The sequence below is a fragment of the Desulfosarcina ovata subsp. ovata genome (assembly GCF_009689005.1).
Lineage (GTDB): Bacteria > Desulfobacterota > Desulfobacteria > Desulfobacterales > Desulfosarcinaceae > Desulfosarcina > Desulfosarcina ovata.
Window position 1 is genome coordinate 5,298,109 of the sequence record NZ_AP021879.1, and the last position, 18,778, is coordinate 5,316,886.

16 protein-coding genes are annotated in these 18,778 nt (G+C 60.7%); 3 read left to right on the forward strand and 13 right to left on the reverse strand.

The annotated features are described in order from the left end of the window. Positions 1 to 83: 83 nt before the first annotated feature. The 3 genes from GN112_RS23315 (at position 84) to GN112_RS23325 (ending at position 3,821) form a co-directional block, all read left to right on the forward strand. Positions 84 to 2,294 carry a DNA translocase FtsK gene (locus tag GN112_RS23315; protein ID WP_231717108.1) on the forward strand — a complete coding sequence of 737 codons (2,211 nt, stop codon included), beginning with the start codon at positions 84 to 86 and terminating at the stop codon, positions 2,292 to 2,294. A 331-nt stretch (positions 2,295 to 2,625) separates the two neighbouring features. Next, the gene (locus GN112_RS23320) at positions 2,626 to 3,471 is read left to right on the forward strand and encodes an RNA polymerase sigma factor (RefSeq protein WP_155312399.1); all 846 of its coding nucleotides are present in this window, start codon (positions 2,626 to 2,628) and stop codon (positions 3,469 to 3,471) included. Positions 3,472 to 3,536: 65 nt separating this feature from the next. Next, the gene (locus tag GN112_RS23325; RefSeq protein ID WP_155312400.1) at positions 3,537 to 3,821 is read left to right on the forward strand and encodes a TIGR04076 family protein; all 285 of its coding nucleotides are present in this window, start codon (positions 3,537 to 3,539) and stop codon (positions 3,819 to 3,821) included. A 42-nt stretch (positions 3,822 to 3,863) separates the two neighbouring features. Here GN112_RS23325 and GN112_RS23330 read toward each other — a convergent pair whose 3' ends face one another. The 13 genes from GN112_RS23330 to GN112_RS23390 form a co-directional block, all read right to left on the reverse strand. Then, positions 3,864 to 4,349: an EVE domain-containing protein gene (locus GN112_RS23330; protein WP_155312401.1), complete on the reverse strand. Its 486-nt coding sequence runs from the start codon at positions 4,347 to 4,349 to the stop codon at positions 3,864 to 3,866. A 12-nt stretch (positions 4,350 to 4,361) separates the two neighbouring features. Next, positions 4,362 to 5,237, reverse strand: a complete 876-nt coding sequence (locus tag GN112_RS23335) for a transglutaminase family protein (RefSeq protein WP_155312402.1) — start codon at positions 5,235 to 5,237, stop codon at positions 4,362 to 4,364. Then, a complete protein-coding gene (locus GN112_RS23340) occupies positions 5,234 to 7,738 on the reverse strand; it encodes a circularly permuted type 2 ATP-grasp protein (protein ID WP_155312403.1) in 2,505 nt (834 codons plus the stop codon). Before GN112_RS23340 ends, GN112_RS23335 begins: the two co-directional genes overlap by 4 nt. Positions 7,739 to 7,861: 123 nt before the next feature. Beyond that, a complete protein-coding gene (locus GN112_RS23345; RefSeq protein ID WP_155312404.1) occupies positions 7,862 to 11,182 on the reverse strand; it encodes a transglutaminase family protein in 3,321 nt (1,106 codons plus the stop codon). A gap of 367 nt (positions 11,183 to 11,549) precedes the next feature. Further along, positions 11,550 to 12,593 carry an alpha-E domain-containing protein gene (locus tag GN112_RS23350; protein WP_231717109.1) on the reverse strand — a complete coding sequence of 348 codons (1,044 nt, stop codon included), beginning with the start codon at positions 12,591 to 12,593 and terminating at the stop codon, positions 11,550 to 11,552. Positions 12,594 to 12,669: 76 nt separating this feature from the next. Next, positions 12,670 to 14,100 carry a circularly permuted type 2 ATP-grasp protein gene (locus tag GN112_RS23355; protein ID WP_155312405.1) on the reverse strand — a complete coding sequence of 477 codons (1,431 nt, stop codon included), beginning with the start codon at positions 14,098 to 14,100 and terminating at the stop codon, positions 12,670 to 12,672. Positions 14,101 to 14,268: 168 nt separating this feature from the next. Further along, entirely contained in the window at positions 14,269 to 14,889 is a 621-nt protein-coding gene (ureG, locus tag GN112_RS23360; protein ID WP_155312406.1) for an urease accessory protein UreG, read from the reverse strand. Between the two features lie 11 nt (positions 14,890 to 14,900). After that, positions 14,901 to 15,593 carry an urease accessory protein UreF gene (locus GN112_RS23365; protein WP_197743384.1) on the reverse strand — a complete coding sequence of 231 codons (693 nt, stop codon included), beginning with the start codon at positions 15,591 to 15,593 and terminating at the stop codon, positions 14,901 to 14,903. Next, positions 15,565 to 16,005: an urease accessory protein UreE gene (gene ureE, locus GN112_RS23370; protein WP_155312407.1), complete on the reverse strand. Its 441-nt coding sequence runs from the start codon at positions 16,003 to 16,005 to the stop codon at positions 15,565 to 15,567. The genes GN112_RS23365 and ureE overlap by 29 nt, the downstream gene beginning before the upstream one ends. Before the next feature lie 70 nt (positions 16,006 to 16,075). Continuing rightward, complete coding sequence (gene ureC / locus GN112_RS23375) at positions 16,076 to 17,779, reverse strand: urease subunit alpha (protein ID WP_155312408.1); 1,704 nt, start codon at positions 17,777 to 17,779, stop codon at positions 16,076 to 16,078. Next, the gene (locus GN112_RS23380) at positions 17,776 to 18,093 is read right to left on the reverse strand and encodes an urease subunit beta (protein WP_155312409.1); all 318 of its coding nucleotides are present in this window, start codon (positions 18,091 to 18,093) and stop codon (positions 17,776 to 17,778) included. Before GN112_RS23380 ends, ureC begins: the two co-directional genes overlap by 4 nt. Before the next feature lie 139 nt (positions 18,094 to 18,232). Further along, complete coding sequence (ureA, locus tag GN112_RS23385; RefSeq protein WP_155312410.1) at positions 18,233 to 18,535, reverse strand: urease subunit gamma; 303 nt, start codon at positions 18,533 to 18,535, stop codon at positions 18,233 to 18,235. Then, the gene (locus GN112_RS23390) at positions 18,526 to 18,720 is read right to left on the reverse strand and encodes a hypothetical protein (protein ID WP_155312411.1); all 195 of its coding nucleotides are present in this window, start codon (positions 18,718 to 18,720) and stop codon (positions 18,526 to 18,528) included. The genes ureA and GN112_RS23390 overlap by 10 nt, the downstream gene beginning before the upstream one ends. Positions 18,721 to 18,778 lie beyond the last annotated feature (58 nt).

Consider the following 18,778-nt stretch of genomic DNA (forward strand, 5'->3'; position numbering starts at 1 on the left):
CTATAGAGAGCCGCCGGGGGGTGGTCGCTCCCTGATCCGGGGAGTGTTAACGTTTTATCATTATTCAATAAAAAGATGGTCGTGTGGAAAAAAATTATTTCAGATTCGAGGATGACGTTTTATTCATCCACACCGAGTGTGGAGAATATAAATTTAAGATCGAAAGCGACACCCGTCTGACCAAAGCACGGCAGATTGCCGAGTTGATGATCGCTGAGATGGACAACGTCGAGGCCAAATTTCAGCGGGCAAATAGGAAATCGAGTCCTTACGCCAAGATGCTGCTGGCCAACTTGAACATGGCGGACAAGTATGTCCGGCTGGAGAGCAAGTATAACCAGCTTTGTCTCGAACGGGAAAAGATGATCGCCGGAGGCGGGGATGCAACGGTCGCCGAGACAGTGGCCTACGTGCCTGCCCACCTTGAGAACGAACCAGCCATGGAATGCCGACAACCTGGGGCAGTATTGCCACAGGGCACACCGTTGGTCCAACCGCCGACTGCGCCGACGATCGCACCGACAGAACCGGAGGACGAGAGGGCGCTGGAACTGACCGCCGATCCCACCCCGCCGACCCGGACGCATGGGGCCTTGCCACCCACACCGCCAGACGAACCGGCACCGGATACTTGTGAAATGGAAGTGCCCCCATCCCGGCCTGAAGTATTGCCGGTGTCAGAGGAGACTGACCGGGCGCCTGAATCCGCAACTCCATCCGTGGAAGGGCCTTGTGTCGAGCCGCAGTCGACACCGACGCCGGCCATCCAGTCATTCCCGCCAGCGTTGCGGATTACCCCCCAGGATCGCTCTTCATCGCCGGTTGAAGACGCCATTGACGGTTCCGGTGGCGATTTCAAAAGGCCCTCCCTGGACTTTTTAAGAAAGGCCGACCAGGAAGTCGTGCTGGATCATGAGGCCATCCGGCGGGATGCGGAACTTCTCGAACAGAAGCTGGGATATTTCGGTATCAAGGGAGAGGTCATGGGGGTTTCTCCGGGTCCGGTCATTACCACTTTTGAATACAAGCCGGCCCCCGGGATCAAGATCAGCAAGATCGTGAACCTGGCCAATGACCTGGCTCTGGCCCTGAGCGCGGTCAGCATTCGTATCGTTGCCCCGATTCCCGGCAAGGATGTGATCGGCATCGAGATTCCCAATCCCAAGATGAGCATCGTTCCCTTTGTCGATATCGTGGGATCCGAGGCCTTTGCTCAGATCGACTCCCCCACGCCCATCTGCCTTGGCAAGGATATCATCGGCAAACCGGTGGTCGTTGGGCTGGAAAGAATGCCCCACCTGCTGATTGCCGGGGCCACGGGAACGGGGAAAAGCGTTGCCCTGAACGCCATGATTACCAGCATCCTGTACAAATCGCCGCCGGATGCGGTCAAATTTATTATGATCGATCCCAAACGGATCGAGCTGTCGCTGTTTAATGATATCCCCCATCTGCTCACCCCGGTGATTGTTGACATGCGAAAGGCCAATATCGCCCTGCAGTGGGTGGTCCGGGAAATGGAACGCCGCTACGAAAATCTCGCCGCACTCCAGGTGAGGAACATCGAGCAGTATAATGACAAGGTGAAAAATGCAGACTTGTCGTCATTCGATGATGATGAGGCGTTCGACGCGTTTCCCTATATCGTAGTGATCATCGACGAGTTGGCCGATCTGATGATGACGGCCAGCAAGGATATTGAATTCTCCCTTACCCGTATTGCCCAGATGGCCAGGGCGGCGGGCATTCATCTCATCCTTGCCACCCAGCGCCCCTCTGTGGATGTGCTTACGGGTATTATCAAGGCCAACTTCCCCACGCGGATATCCTTCCAGGTTTCCTCCAAAACCGATTCCAGGACGATTATTGACTCCAATGGCGCCGAAACCCTGCTGGGCCGGGGGGATATGCTCTTTGTTCCGCCTGGAACCGCAAGATTGACCCGGGTCCACGGTACCTACCTGTCTGAAGAGGAATTGATCACCATCACCGATTTCCTGAAACGTCAGGGGGAACCCGAGTACGTGCTTGACGTGATTTCGGAAAAAGAGGACGAATCGGAAGCTGCGGAAATCAGCGAAGACGAATACGACGAGAAATACCAGGCGGCCCTGGAATTCGTTTTGTCGAGCAGACAGACCTCCATATCCAGTGTTCAGCGGGCGCTGCGGGTCGGGTACAACAGAGCCGCAAGGATTATCGACCTGATGGAGAAAAAAGGGATCGTCGGTCCTTCCGACGGGATCAAACCCCGCCAGGTGCTGGTGGACCGAACGGAATGGCTGCCGTATTAAGGCGGTTTCTGTCAAAGAATATACCATCCTGCTTGTCTTTTCATCCGTCTTCGGAGTTGGGCTTTTCCACACATAGCCCCACTATGCGTAAAAAAGCCCGCCTTGAATACGAATGAAAATCCTACGCATCCTGGTATATTCTTTTCCGCCAATCGCCTAAGGCGATTTCTGTTAAAGAATATACCCGCCTGCTTGTATTTGTGCTCGTCTACCGCACTGTCGCCCCCGGTACATATCTTGATAATTGAAAATGCAAATTTTCTATTTTTCATGTCACACTTTTCAATAATTTTAGTCTAAACAGAAAAAGTCACAATCAAAGGGTGAGCAAATGGCTTCAAATCTGGAAGACTATGTCAGGCAGGCTAAAGAGGGGAAAAAACAAGCCCTCGAGAAGGTCGTGGGACACATTCAGGACCGAATTTACGGACTGGCACTGCGGATTCTGGGTGACGCCGAGGATGCCGAAGATGAAACCCAGGAGATCCTTATTAAAGTGATCACGCATTTGAGCGACTATCGTGAAGAGAGTGCTTTCAGTTCCTGGGTTTACCGGGTGGCCTGTAATCATCTCCTAACCATACGAAAACGGAAAAACGAGCGCGAGGGTGTAACCTTCGATTTTCTGGAAGACATGATTCAGGCCGATGCCGATAAGACCTATCCCTTGACCGTTTCAGGCCCGGAGCGGGACCTTCTGGCCGAGGAAGCCAGGCTTGAATGCATGCAGGCCGTGCTGGCCTGTTTGGATAAAAAGACGCGAATGATCTATATCCTGGGTGACATTTTTGGCGTCACGAGCAATGAGGGGGCCTATATATTCGACATCACTCCCGAGACGTTTCGAAAGCGCCTTTCCCGCAGCAGAATGCGTATAGGGGAATTCATGATGAAGCACTGCGGCTTGGTCAATAAAAACAATTTCTGCAGATGTCATAAACAAGCCGGAAAAAAACTGGCTTCAATGCCGAGAATTCCGGCCATGCGGCCTGTTATCAAGAGGGATGGTGTTGCGAAAGGCAGGGCCGAAGCGGTAGCTCATTTAAATGAACTGTCCGAAATCGAGCGCACTACTGCCATGTTCCGTCGCTATCCGGAATACCGGTCGCCCGAGTCGTTCACCTACATCGTCAAGGACCTGATACGGTCAGGTAAATATACAATGTTTATGGAGTAATCCCCTATCGGGAACCAATCAAACCGTCCGGATATTACGGACAACAACAATCAAGGAGACTTCAAATGGCTGACATCAATTATCCACCAATCGGTAACAAAGTGATTGCAAAAGTCATCGGTAACAAGGGGAACTGTACCATCGGGATGAAACCCGGTGACGAGTTCGAATTGAGTACCCACAAGTGCGGCGAATTTTGCGGGTTGTTTTACAAAAATATACAGGGATGGGTACAGACACTTCAATTCGGCGGCACATTTCCCGCCGGTCCGGATCCCGATGTACAGGTATGGGATTGCCCGAACCCTATGAATCGGATACAAGTCGAACTGCGGCGGGTAAAAGAGTAGGTTAACACAGGGGATTTTCTTTCACATCGGTTAACGTTTGGACTATGGGTTGGCGGATGAGGAAACCCGCTTTTCAAGCGCCAGAATATACTTCCATTCGGCCGCCGACACCGGCATGATCGAGAGGCGGTTGCCCTTGCGCACCAGGGGCATGTTCTCAAGCGCCGCATGCTCCTTGAGTTCTGAAAGCGGGACGACCCTTTTCGTGTGGCGGATGTACCTGATGTCGACCATGAACCAGCGCGGCTTTTCCGGATCGCTCTTCTCGTCGAAATACTTGCTCTTGGGGTCGAAGGCGGTATGGTCCGGGTAGCCTTCGCGTACGACTTCCATCAGCCCGACGATTCCCGGCACCTTGCAGTTGGAGTGGTAAAAGAAGACCTGGTCGCCCACCTTCATCTGGTCGCGCATCATGTTGCGGGCCTGGTAGTTGCGCACGCCGTCCCAATGCTCGGTCCGATCGGGTGCCGCTTTCAGATCATCGATGCTGAACGCCGTGGGCTCGGATTTCATCAGCCAGTAGTTCATGTGTTTCTCCTTTCACGACTGCGCCGCCACATCCACCATCACGGAGAGCGCATGCACGCCGCCACCCATGACCACCCCTTTCACCGGGGTGACGTCGCCGTAATCCCTGCCCCAGGCCAGGGTGATGTGCCGCTCGCCGGGAATCAGGTTGTTGGTGGGGTCCAGATCCACCCAACCGAAACCGGGAACGAAAAGGGAGAGCCAGGCGTGGGAGGCGTCGGCACCGACGAGTTTGGGCTTTCCCGGTGGGGGTAGGGTTTCCAGATAACCGCTCACATAGCGGGCAGCCAGGCCGAGGCTGCGCAGGCCGCTGATGGCCAGATGGGCGAAATCCTGGCAGACCCCCTTGCGGTCGGCCAGCACCTGGTCCACACCGGTGTCCACGGTGGTGGCGGTTTTGTCGTAGGTGAATCCGGTGAAGATGCGACCCATCAGGTCCATGGCACCGGCCAGTACCGGCCGGTGTGGCGGAAAAGAAACCCGTGCATACTCCCGGACGGCGGCACCCACCGCGACCAGGGGGCTGGCAAAGACGAACTGGTAGGCGTCCAGTTCATTCGAACCGGTATGGGCGGTCAGCTGCTGGGCCACCTGCTCCCAGGGGGGCGTTGATTCCGGCGGCGGGCTGCCCTGCGGCAGAATCTCCATCTCGCTGAAGGCGGTCATGGCCAGCTCGCTGTGGGGATGCTGCACCATGAACCCCTGCACCGTGTTGCCGAAAAAGTCGATGCGTTCGCTCAGGTACTGGGGCTGGGGAACAATTTCCAGGCGACACGGGCCCACCGTTTGGGTGGCCGTCATCCGCGGTTTGAGGATCAACTCGTTCTGGGAAAGCGAGGCCGGCTCCGAATAGCGGTAGGCCGTCTTATGCGTGATCCGGTATCTCATGGCTGCGACTCGCCACGGATGGCTGAAAAATGAGGCGTTGCCGGCACCCGGGTCAGGTAGTGGGCGCTGACCTGCTGGGCAAAGTCCGTCAGGCGTTGTTCCATGCTTTTGAGAAATTTTTCCAGGGCGGCCCGGCGATCATTGCTTTTTTTACAGTCCAGTCCGGACAGGTCCAGGAGGCGCACGGCAGTGAGCATTTCCAGCGCCAGGCGTTCCTCGGCGGTGGCGTAGCGTCGCGGATCCTTGCGGGGCAGCTCTTCCACGTGGCCGGCGATCCGGCTGCACTGGAAGGCCAGCGATTTGGGATTGCTTTCATCCACCACCAGAAGATCCATCACCGGTGCCAACTGAAAGGCCGTGCGGTAGCGTGCCCGGTAGGTCATGATGCTGTCGGACACCTCCAGCAGGGCCTCCAGGGCACTGCTCGAATCCATACACACCCGGGGCAGGCCGAGGCGAATCAGGGTTGTCTGGTTGATGGCCCGTTCCACGCGGCGGCCCATGTCCATGAAACGCCAGCCCAGGCCGCGGGTCATGCTTTCCATGGCCAGACCGGAAAAGGCACTCAGGGTGAAAAGCGTGTCGTCCAGAAGGTCCAGGGGATCCCCATTGGGGGCGTCGGCAAAACCATCCAGGCGGTTGATGACCCGCCAGGAGTCCAGGGAAAGCCGATCGCGCACGTTCCGGGCCGCTTCCTGTACCCGTTTGAGCACCGCCACCACGCTTGCGGGGCGATCTTTGTTGGTGATGGCCGCATTGAGCTGGCCGGCCAGCTCGCGGTAGCGCGGAATGGGGGCGCCCCCGTCGGGTACCGGTGGAATGGTGTTTTCCGCCCTCAGCAGGCTCAGCAGAAAGGGAAGATCGGGAATATCCGCCAGACGGGTCTCCCCGGAGAGGCGGCGGAAGACCGAGCGCAACAGGCGGATCAGGCCTTCGGCGCGTTCCAGGTACCGGCCCAGCCATAGAAGATGGTCGGCCACGCGGCTGGGCAGGTCGCTGCCGCGCTTGAATTGATCAATGGTCTGCAGGCCGCCCATGAGGCTGAAGGGGGTCACCGGTCGGTCGGAGAACACCCAGATGTCCTTGCTTTGCTGCTGTTCGGGTGCGCTTCCCAGCAGGGTGGGCACGTCGGCGGCCGTGATGGCCAGGCCGCCGGGCATGAGGGTGAATCCGTTTTCGGTGGCACAGGCGAACACCCGCAGCAGGGTGTAGCGGGGCCCGACGCTGTCCGGGTTCCAGGCCGGTGCCGTTGCCGGCTGAACCAACGCCCGGGCCATGAAGCGGTGCGGGGCCGTGCCGATGTCGGCGATCCGGTCGGTCGACACCGCGGGCGGTTCGTCCGGTTCCATGGCCGGCATGAGGGTCAGTTGCTCGAGATTGGCCAGAACATGGTTGCGATCGGATTCGTTACCGCACCACCAGGCCGGGTGGTTCTCCAGCAGAAGGTCGCCTCCGGTCAACTGGCGGCACAGCGCCGACAGGAACACCGCCAGCACCGGGGTGTCCACGAATCCGCTGCCGATGGGATTGACCACCTCGATCTGTTGCTCGCGGCAGGCCTGGATCAGTCCGGCCACCCCGCTGCCGGTGGCCCGCCGCAAGGCGAAGGGATCGCTGCTGTCGTCGGCGATGTGCCGAAAGATGGCCTCCACCGGTTCCAGCCCGGCCAGCTTTTTCTGAAAGACGTCGCCATTGCGGACAGTCAGATCCTGCCCCTCCACCAGGGGATAGCCCAGGTAGCGGGAGAGCAGGGCGTGCTCGAAATAGATGCGGCTTTCCGGCCCCGGCGAGAGCAGGACGATGCCCGGATCATTTCGCCGAAGGGTGGTCCGTTCGACCAGACTGAGGTGAAAGGTATGAAAGAAGGGCGCCAGCCGGCGGATTTGGGTACGGTGATAGAGTTCGGAAAAGACCCGGGAAATGACGATTCGGTTCTCCAGCGCATAGCCGATCCCGGCCGGGTGGTCGCCGTAATCGCGCAGTACCCGGAAGCGTCCGTCGGTTCCGCGGTAAAGGTCGGCCGCATAGTAGGTCAGGTAGCGGTTGCCGGCCGGCAGGATGCCATGGCAGGGCCGCAGGAAATGGGGGTTGGCGTAGATCAGTTCCGCGGGCAGGTGGCCCTGCCGGATCAGGTTCTGCGGGCCGTAGACGTCGGCCAGGATCTGTTCGAGCAACCCGGCGCGCTGGATCAGGCCGGCTTCGAGACCGGCCCATTCGCCGGCGGTGATGGGCAGCGGAATCATGTCCAGGGCCCATGGGGTTCCCCGGCCACCGGTATCATTGAACGGATTGAAGGTGGCGCCGTCTTCGTGGCGCATGCGCCGCACCCGTTCCTGCCGCTGGGCCAGCACCGATGGGGCGATGGTGTCCAGGGCGTTCATCAGCGGTTGCCAGTGCGCCCGGGGGACGCCTCCCGGATCGAACGCCTCGCAGAAGGTGTCGCCGAAAAAGCGCATCGCATCAAAGAGCGATGCGGGGCCGTTGATGTCGGGTTCGGTCATATGAACAGCACCCCTTGAATCTTGAAGAACGCGTGGTGGGCAATGTCGCCCTCGGGTATGGGAAACCGGAAGCCGTTCCCACGCAACAGGCTCGGACCAAACCGGTTTCCCCGGAAGGTCGATTTATCCGGTTTGGCGTCGCAAATCAAGGGTGTATGGAAATTCCGGGTTGGTCTCCGCGTCGGGAACGGCCTCGGCGCTGCCCGGAGTGTGGCCGCCGGGGATGAAGCGGGCGTGCCGTCGGCCCTCGGCCTCCCAGCTGTTGACCGGGAACGTTTCGTGGTTGCGTCCTCCGGGGTGGCCCACATGGTAGGTACAGCCGCCGACAGCGCGTTTTGACCAGGTATCGAACAGGTCGATGGTCAGAGGGGTGTGCACGCCGATGGTCGGGTGCAGGCAGGAGGGTGGCTGCCAGGCCCGGTAGCGGATGCCGGCCACGAACACATCCCCGGCATCGGTGGGCTGCAGGGGCACCCGGCGGCCGTTGCAGGCCACGATGTAGCGTTCGCCGGTCATACCCGACACCTTGACCTGCACCCGTTCCACCGATGAGTCCACGTAGCGGGCGGTTCCGCCGCCGCCGGGCTCCTCGCCCAGCACGTGCCAGGGTTCCAGGGCCTGGCGCAGCTCCATCTCCATTCCCTGGTAGACCACGCGCCCATAAATGGGAAAGCGGAATTCAAAATGGGGGTGGAAGAATTCCATGGTGACCGGGTAGCCGGCTTGGCGCAGGATGGTCAGCACGTCGGCAAAATCCTTGCGCACCAGATCGGGCAGCATGAAGCGGTCGTGCAGCCGGGTGCCCCAGCGCACCAGTTTTTTCCGGTAGGGCGTTTTCCAGAACCAGGCCACGGCAATGCGCAGCAGCAGCTGCTGGGCCAGGCTCATGCGGGCGTGGGGCGGCATTTCAAAGGCGCGGAGCTCCAGCAGCCCCAGCCGGCCGGCGCTGCTGTCCGGCGAATAGAGCTTGTCGATGCAGAATTCCGCCCGGTGGGTGTTTCCCGAAACGTCCACCAGCAGGTGGCGGAAGAGGCGGTCCACCAGCCACGGCGGGCAGGGCTGGTCGGAACCGGTCTGGCGGTCCAGCTCGGCAAAGGCGATCTCCAGTTCGTAGAGGCTGTCGTGGCGGGCCTCGTCGATACGCGGCTGCTGGCTGGTGGGGCCGATGAAAAGGCCGGAAAAGAGAAAACTGAGCGAGGGGTGGTTGTTCCAGAAGGTCACCAGGCTGCGCGGCAGGTCCGGCCGCCGCAGAAACGGGCTGTCGGCCGGTGTGGCGCCGCCGACCACGATGTGGTTGCCGCCGCCGGTGCCGGTGTGCCGTCCGTCGAGCATGAACTTTTCCGTTGCCAGGCGGCACTGCCGGGCGGTTTCGTAAAGGGTGGTGGTGGTGTCGACCATTTCGCGCCAGTTGTGCATGGGCTGGATGTTGACTTCGATCACGCCGGGGTCGGGGGTGATCTTGAGGCTGTTGATGCGCGGATCATTGGGCGGCGTATAGCCTTCCACCACCACGGGTAGGCCGGTGGCCGCGGCCGTGGCCTCGATGGCGGCGATGAGCTCCAGGTAGCCGTTCAGGTTGGCAATGGGCGGCATGAAGACGTAGAGGCGGCCGTTCCGGGGTTGCACGCAAAGGGCCGTGCGCACGATCCAGGCCGCCGACTCGCCGACCACCGGCTGCGGGTCGTCAAAGGGGCAGGGTTGGGGGCGCACCCCGTCGCCTGCTGTCGCCTCATCGGCACCTTTCAGATAGTGTTGGCCGTCGTGCAGGTCGGGCAGGGGGCCGCGCTCGGCCATGGGGTCCAGGGGATGGTCGTAGGGGTAGTCGGTCTCGGAGACCCACGGCAGGGAATCCAGGGGCAGGCGCAGCCCGGCCGGCGAATCGCCGGGCAGCAGGAACATGTGCTCACTCCGCAGCGGCCACGGGCCGCTTTTCCACGAGCCGTACTGCAACGGCAGCACATAGCCGGCCACGGCGCCCAGGCCGTTGCGGAAGGTGCGCACCATGCGCACCCGTTCCTCAGGGTCGTCCAGACGCGGGTCGGTGGGCGTCACGTTGACCGGCAGCAGCTGCTCCTTGTACAGGTAGTAGAGCGTATCCTCGTAGCTTTCACGGATGAACCGCCGGTTCACCGCCAGTCGGTCGGCCAGGGTTTCGATGAACCGCTTGGCTTCCGCCGCGCCAAAGCCGTAATCCTTGTCGGTGTCGGCGATCCAGCGATCGTCTTGCCAGATGGGCTTGCCATCCGTGCGCCAATAGCAGCCCAGGGCCCAGCGGGGCAGTGATTCGCCCGGGTACCACTTGCCCTGGCCGTAGTGCAGCAGGCCGCCGGAAGCCCACTGCCCGCGCAGCTTTCTGATGAGCTGTTCCGAGAGCTCGCGCTTCTCCTCGCCCAGGGCGGCGGTATTCCACTGCTCGCCGTCCATGTCGTCGATGGAAACGAAGGTGGGCTCGCCGCCCATGGTCAGGCGCACGTCGGCGGTTTCCAGTTCCCGGTCCACCCGGTCGCCCAGGGCCACGATGGCGTCCCATACCGTCTCGGGGTAGGGCCGTGTGGAGCGCGGTTCCTCGCGTACCCGCCGGACGCTCATGGTGTGGCCGAACTCCACCTCGCATTTTTCCACGGCGCCGGTAATCGGCGCCGCGCTTAGGGGTTCGGGCGAGCAGGCCAGGGGAATGTGCCCCTCGCCGGCAAAAAGGCCCGAGGTGGGGTCCATGCCCACCCAGCCGGCGCCGGGCAGGTAGACCTCGGTCCAGGCGTGCAGGTCGGTGAAGTCGGCCTCCGGCCCGGAGGGGCCGTCCAGGGATTTGACGTCCGGAGCCAGTTGGATCAGGTAGCCGGAGACGAACCGCGCAGCCAGCCCCAGATGGCGCAGGATGTTGACCAGCAGCCAGGCCGAGTCGCGGCAGGATCCGCTGCCCAGGGTCAGGGTCTGTTCGGGGCTTTGCACGTTGGCTTCCATGCGGATCAGGTAGCTGACCTCTTCGCTCAAGCGGCGATTCAGTTCCACCAGAAAATCGATGGTCGATTTGGGCGACCGGTCGATGCCGGCCAGGTAGGCGGCCAGTCGCTTGCCCGCCGGTTCCCGCTCCAGGTAGGGGGCCAGATCCGTTTTGAGCCTGCGTTCGTAGGAGAAGGGGAAGGTCTTGGTGTCGGGTTCCAGGAAAAAATCGAAGGGGTTGATGATGATCATCTCGGCCACCAGGTCCACCTCGACCCGGAAGACGTCGGTTTTTTCCGTGAAGACCAGGCGGCCCAGATAGTTGCTGAAGGGATCCTGCTGCCAGTTGATGAAGTGGGCTTTGGGGGTAACCGTCATGGAGTAGCTCAGGATCGGCGTCCGGCAGTGGGGTGCCGGACGCAGGCGGACAACCTGGGGAGAGAGGCTGACGCGTCGGTCGTAGCGGTAGGTGGTCTTATGGTTCAGGGCAACGTGGATTCCCAAGGCACAGTCCTTTCCGTAATGATTGAAATCGTGGTGTCGCTTGTCGTTTCAGCGTTTTTGGGAACGACCGGGACTCGTTAGTGTCAAATGAAAAAAGTAAAATGTCAATTGAATGATAAAGGCCGTTTGGGCTTGGTTCCAACTTCGTCCACTTACCCCCTCGTTCCCACGCTCTGCGTGGGAATGGTTGGCCTTATACGTTCCCACGCAGAGCGTGGAAACGAGAGGTAATATGGGATCAGCCCGTTTTAATCGTTCCTAAATCCAGGTGGGCGAAGTTAGAATCAAGCCCGACATTTTTAATTTGGGCTTTGACATTACGGCCGAATGGCGAAGTACGGTATCTTTCGCCACCGGCCGGCACCGGCTACTGCTCTTGAACCCCCGTATTGGCCGCCAGTTTGATGTTGAAAAAGGTGGTGCCGATGGTCGTGTCCACCCGGTTCAGCCGGGTTTGCATGCCGTCCAGGTACTCGTGCATGCCCTGATCGATCACCTCGTCGATGTCGGTATAGGTCAAGTCGGCCTCAAGGCGGCCCAACTGTTTCTCGGCGGCATTCTGGGGCGGCCCCGTCGGCGCCGATCCGTCAATCCGGTTCAGGCAGACATTCGCTTTGGCGACGCAGTGGCGCATGGAACGCGGGAAGCCTTCATCGAAGATGAGAAAATCAGCCACGTTGCGCGGTGTGATCCGATGATAGCGCTTGCGAAACATCTCCAAAGCGCTGGCTGATTTGAGCACCGCGCTCCACTGGATATTATCCAGGGGGGTGTTGACCAGATCGGCCTGGGGCAGCAGCATGAAGTATTTCACGTCCAGGATGCGCGAGGTTTTGTCGGCCCGTTCGAGCATCATGCCGATGCGGGCAAAGTTCCAGGCCTCGCCATGACTCATGGTGCAGTCCATGAGGCCGGTGAAAAGATGGCTGCGCATCTGGATGATTTTGAAAAAGCGATGGGGATCGGACAGGGCAAAATCAGGACTGCAATTATCCGACAGTTCCAGATAGAAATTGTTCAGGTGCTCCCACATATCCGAGGAGATGATTTCCCGGATGGAGCGTGCGTTCTCGCGCGCCGCGGCCAGGCAGGTGATAATGGCGTTGGGATACTCGCGGTCAAAGGTGAGAAACCGGATCACCTGTTTCTTGTCGTAATCGGGGTAGTTCTTTTCGAACACCTTCTGATCGCCGGTGATCATTACCAGCGGTTCCCAGTGGTTGCCCTTTTCCATGGGCATGTCCAGGAGCAGGTTGAGGTTGACGCTGATGAAGCGGGCCACGTTCTCGGCCCGTTCGATATATCGGCACATCCAGTAAATGGTGTTGGCGACGCGGCTTAGCATTTTTTTTCTCCTTATTTTACAGTTGCCATAGGCACAATCCTTCAGACGATATGGGGTCGCGGGCATGGCCCGCTCCTACGGCACCGTCAACGCCGGGTGTCCCGTGGGGCATTGTAGGAGCGGGCCATGCCCGCGAAATGAACTAAAGCACCCAGGTGTCTTTACTGCCCCCGCCCTGCGATGAATTCACCACCAGCGATCCCTTGGGCAATGCCACGCGGGTCAGGCCGCCGGGCTGCACGTAAATCTCCTCGCCGAAGATAACGTAAGGGCGAAGGTCCACGTGGCGCCCTTCGATGCGATCCCCCACGATGGTGGGTACCCGCGAGAGCGAAATGGTGGGTTGGGCCATGTAATTGCGCGGCTCGGCTTTGATCTTCTCGGCAAAATCGGCGCGTTCTTCGGCCGTGGCATGGGGGCCCACCAGCATGCCGTATCCGCCCGATTCATTGGCCGCCTTGACCACCAACTGGTCCAGGTGCTCGAGCACATAGGCGCGGTCGTCGTCATCGCGGCAGATGTAGGTGGGCACGTTGGGCAAAATGGCATCCTCGCCGGTGTAGTATTTGATGATCGCCGGGACATAGGCATAGATCACTTTGTCGTCGGCGATGCCGGTACCCGGCGCGTTGGCCAGGGCCAGGCGGCCGTTTTTGTAGGCGCCGATCAATCCCTTGACCCCCAGCAGCGAATCGGGCCGGAACACCTCGGGGTCGATGAAGTCGTCGTCGATCCGCCGGTAGAGTACATCCACCCGCTTGAGGCCCTTGGTGGTGAGCATGTGAACGCAGCCGTTGTCCACGACCAGGTCCTGGCCCTCCACCAGTTCCACGCCCATCTGCTGGGAGAGAAACGAATGCTCGAAGTAGGCGCTGTTGTAGATGCCGGGCGTCAGTACGCCGATGGTCGGCGACACGATATGCTCCGGGACCAGGTACTCCAGCATTTCCAGCAGTTTGGAGGGGTACCCGTCCACCGGCCGGACCCGGCTGGCCTCGAAGACCTGGTGAAAGGTGCGTTTGAGCACCTCACGGTTTTCCAATACATAGGAAACGCCCGACGGGCAGCGCAGGTTGTCTTCCAGCACGTAAATAAGGCCGTCGCTGTCACGGACCAGGTCGGTACCGGTGACGTGGCACCAGATCCCCTTGGGCGGGGTGAACCCCTCGCACGCCGGGCGGTAGGTCCGGCTGGTCATGATCAGGTCCTCGGGCACCACTTTGTCCTTGAGGATTTTCTTCGCGTTGTAAATGTCCTGAATGAATTCATTGAGGGCGAAGATGCGCTGTTTGAGTCCGCTTTCAATCTGCTGCCAATCGTCTGCGGATACGATGCGCGGGATGATATCAAAGGGCCAGATTTTCTCGGTGCCTTCCTCGCGGCCATAGACATTGAAGGTGATGCCCATTTTCAGCAGCAGGGCTTCGGCCGCCTTCTGGCGCAGGGCCAGGTCACCCGCCGGTAGCGACTCGATCATGTCCACCAGCAGCCGGGCGCCGGGCCTGGGACTGCCGTCGGCAACAATCAATTCATCGTAAAAATCCTCCGGGTCGTATGTTGAAAATGTTTTCATCAGACCGTCTCCTCCCTGTTGTTATTTAGTGTCCATCCAGAAATAGGCAAATTGGGTTGAGATCAAGGCGTCCGAAAAATTTTACCACAGGCATATGGTTGATATTCCGAGGATAAAATTTTTCGTGCAACGCCGATATCGGGCAAATTGGTCATTTCTGGATGGATACTATTTAGACTCCAGCATCCCCTGAGTCTTAATAAAGACGACGATGTCGTCGATGCCCTGACCGGTTTTCATGTTGGTGAAGACAAAGGGTTTCTCCCCGCGCATGCGTCGGGTGTCGGTTTCCATGACATCCAGCGACGCACCGACCAGGGGCGCCAGGTCAATTTTGTTGATCACCAGAAGATCCGAGCGGGTGATTCCCGGTCCCCCCTTGCGGGGAATCTTGTCACCGGCGGCCACGTCGATCACGTAGATGAACAGATCGGCCAGCTCGGGGCTGAACGTGGCGCTGAGGTTGTCGCCGCCGCTCTCCACGAAAATGCAGTCCAGCCCGGGAAAACGCTGGGTGAGATCGGCCACGGCGGCCAGGTTCATGGAGGCATCCTCGCGGATGGCCGTGTGGGGACAACCGCCGGTTTCCACGCCCATGATGCGTGCTGCGTCAAGGGCCTGGTGGCGGATCAGGAATTCGGCATCCTCACGCGTGTAGATGTCGTTGGTCACCACGGCGATATCGGTTGTTTCGCGCATGGCCAGGCACAGGCCCAGCAGGAGCGCGGTCTTGCCCGAGCCCACCGGCCCGCCGATGCCGACCCGCAAGGGGGCGGGTTTGTCTGTCATGGTTGCCTCGCTCACGACCGGTAGAGTCGTGTGTATTGGGTTTCGTGGCCGCTGCTGGCCATGGCCATGGCCGGACTGGATGCGCCGATGGCATCGTCGTCCAAACACAGGCCTTGCTCCACGGCCGCCGCCACCGCCGGATCCATCTGCAACAGGATGCGATGGCCTTGGGTCTGCCCCAACGGGATGAGTTTGATGCCGGTCAGCACCTGGTTCTCCAGCCAGGACCAGAGGTAACCGGTGGCCGCCGCCACCCGGTCAATCTGCCAATGGGCCGCGGCCAGGGCGAAGCCGGCCAGCTGGCAGCGTTCGACCAGACCCGATGGGAGCAGGGGAACCGCCAGACCTTCCAGCAGGCGGACCATGGCGCTGCCCCGGTTGTGCTCTTCCAGGCGCAGTTCATGGGTTTCGCGGAAGGCCAGCAGCAGATCGCACCAGCGCATCAACGCCGCCTCGTCTTGATTTTGGCAAGCCGTCCGCATGCGATCCAACAGGGGGACGTCCACGCCGGTCAGGTTATGGGCGATCAGGTCGCGCAGCCAGCCTTCAAGATCGTCAGCATTTTTGATCCACCCACTTTCAACAGCCCACTCCAGCCCCTGGGAGTAGGCAAAGGCACCGGTGGGCAGAGACGGGCTCACCAGGTGCATCAGGCGCAGCAGACGATGATCTCCGTCAAACATGGTGATGGTGTCCGCCGCCATAGGCGCCGGCCTCCGGGTCGAAGGGTGCCTGATCGTGCCGCACGTCAAGGCCCAGGCCACGGATCATTTCGTCCAGTACCGGGTCGTGCAGGTAACGGATGCGATCCCTGTCGATCTCAAGGGGCGTGTGCCGGTTCCCCAGGTGGTAGCAGGCGCGGGCCATGGTCAGGGGGTCATGGCCGGTAACGGTGGAGAGCGCTTCATCGGCGGCACAGATCCGGACCACGTCACCACGGTCCGATACGAGCCGGTCACCATCGTGCAGCACGGTGCCGCGCGGCAGGAACAGGCCAGCCTCGGCACCATTGTCCAGAACCACCCGCAGACGGCTGCGGATGCGTTTTTCCCAGGGCAGGGTCAGGGTCGTGACCGGCGATTGATGGTTTTTCAGTTTATGGGTCAGGTGGATCATGGATGAGGTCTTTCTTCTTGTTGCTTCGTGGCAGGGGTAGGGGCACGGCGCGCCGTGCCCCTACGACCCATCAAAACAAAAAATAACGCTGGGCCAGGGGCAGCACTGTCGCCGGTTCGCAGGTGAGTAATTCACCGTCGGCCCGTACCTGATAGGTCTGCGGATCGACCTCGATGGTCGGCAGATAGTCGTTGAGGCGCATATCCGCCTTGCCGATGCCCCGGCATCCCTGCACAACGCCGATGTGCGATTTTAGGCCGATGGCCCCGGCCACGCCGGCATCCGCTGCTGCCCGGGAGAGGAAGGTGAGCGTGGTCGCCGGGAGCGCACCGCCGAAAGCGCCGAACATGGGGCGGTAGTGCACCGGCTGGGGCGAAGGGATCGATGCGTTGGGATCGCCCATGGGGGCGGCGGCGATCATGCCGCCCTTGACGACCAGGCTAGGCTTGACCCCGAACAGGGCCGGTTTCCAGAGCACCAGGTCGGCCAGTTTGCCCACCTCCACGGAGCCCACCTCGTGGGCGATGCCGTGGGCGATGGCCGGGTTGATGGTGTATTTGGCCACGTAGCGCCGGACGCGCAGGTTATCACTGGTGGCCGGATCGCCCGGCAGGCTGCCGCGCTGGGCTTTCATCTTGTGGGCCGTTTGCCAGGTGCGGATGATCACTTCGCCCACGCGGCCCATGGCCTGGGAGTCCGAGGCGATCATGGAAAAGGCGCCCAGATCGTGAAGGATATCCTCGGCGGCAATGGTCTCGCGGCGGATGCGCGATTCGGCGAAGGCCACGTCCTCGGCGATGCGCGGGTCAAGGTGGTGGCAGACCATGAGCATGTCCAGGTGCTCATCCACGGTGTTGACCGTAAAGGGCCGCGTGGGGTTGGTGGAAGAGGGCAGCACGTTGGGCAGGCCGCAGGCCCGGATGATGTCCGGCGCATGGCCGCCGCCGGCCCCCTCGGTGTGGTAGGTGTGGATCGTGCGATCCTTGAACGCGGCCAGGGTATGTTCCACAAAGCCCGACTCGTTGAGCGTATCGGTGTGGATGGCCACCTGCACGTCCATGCGGTCGGCCACCGCCAGGCAGGTGTCGATGGCCGCCGGTGTGGTGCCCCAGTCCTCGTGCAGTTTGAGGCCCATGGCGCCGGCGCGCACCTGCTCTTCCAGACCCAACGGCCGGCTGGCGTTGCCCTTGCCCATAAAGCCGAGGTTCATGGGCAGGCCGTCGGCCGCCTGCAGCATGCGCTGGATATTCCAGGTGCCGGGCGTGCAGGTGGTGGCGTTGGTGCCCGTGGCCGGTCCGGTGCCGCCGCCGAGCATGGTGGTGATGCCGCTGGTCAGGGCCTCCTCGATCTGCTGGGGGCAGATGAAGTGGATGTGGGCGTCGATACCGCCGGCAGTGACGATGGACGCCTCTCCGGCGATGGCCTCGGTACCCGGACCGATGACGATGTCCACCCCCGGCTGAACGTCGGGATTGCCGGCCTTGCCGATGCCGCTGATGCGGCCGTCCTTGATGCCGATGTCGGCCTTGACGATCCCCCAGTGATCGAGAATCAGGGCGTTGGTGATGACCACGTCCACGGCATCGGCGCCGCCGGCCTGGCTCTGGCCCATGCCGTCGCGGATCACCTTGCCGCCGCCGAATTTGACCTCGTCGCCGTAAACGGTGCGGTCTTCCTCAACTTCGATCCACAGCTCGGTGTCGGCCAGGCGCACACGATCACCGGTGGTGGGACCGAACATCTCCGCGTAGGCCTTGCGGGTCATGGTTTTCATGATGCCACCTCCAGATCGCCCATGACTTTTGCATTGAATCCGTAAACCCGCCGCCGGCCGGCGTAGGCCACCAGGGTCACGGACCGTTTCTGTCCCGGCTCGAAACGCACCGCCGTGCCGGCCGGGATGTCCAGGCGGAAACCGCGGCTTTTTTCGCGGTCGAAGTCAAGGGCGGGATTGGTCTCGTAGAAGTGATAGTGGGAGCCGACCTGGATGGGCCGGTCCCCGGTGTTGACGACGTCAATGGCGACGGTCGGCCGGTCGGCGTTGATGGTGATGTCTCCCTCCTGGGGGATGATCTCTCCGGGAATCATGTCTTTTTTCCTCTGTTCCGCCTAAGCGTTGCGGTTGCCTATCCAAGGGGTGATCCCGTATTTTCGCGGGCATGGCCCGCTCTTACGGGGTTTTCCATAATCGTGACGGTTGTAGAGCGGGCCATGCCCGCGATCCGATTCACACGATCGGATTATGCACTGTTACCAGCTTGGTCCCGTCGGGGAAGGTGGCTTCCACCTGGACCTCGTCAATCATTTCGGCGACCCCCTCCATCACGTCGTCGCGTCCCAGCAGGGTGCGGCCGTGGGCCATCAGTTCGGCCACCGTGCGGCCGTCCCGGGCACCCTCCATGATGGCGGCACTGATCAGGGCCACCGCCTCCGGATAGTTGAGCTTGAGGCCGCGCGCCTGGCGCCGTTCGGCCAGCAGGGCGGCGGTGAAGAGCAGCAGCTTGTCCTTCTCCCTGGGGGTCAGCTCCATTCTTGATCCTCCCTTGTGATGGTGATAGGAAAGATTCCCTTTGGCACGCCTCGGAAGGACCACAGGCGCATGAAAACCGCCGAGTGCAGCGATGGCTGGGTATCGTCGATGGCGAAAAAATAGACCACCGAAGGTCCGGGATCGGTTTTCAGCGACGGCTTTTTCGATCGTTGATGGCTGTTCATGTTGGGTTCCTTCTTCTTATTCGCATTCAATCAGAAGTCTGAATACAGATCGTTTTGT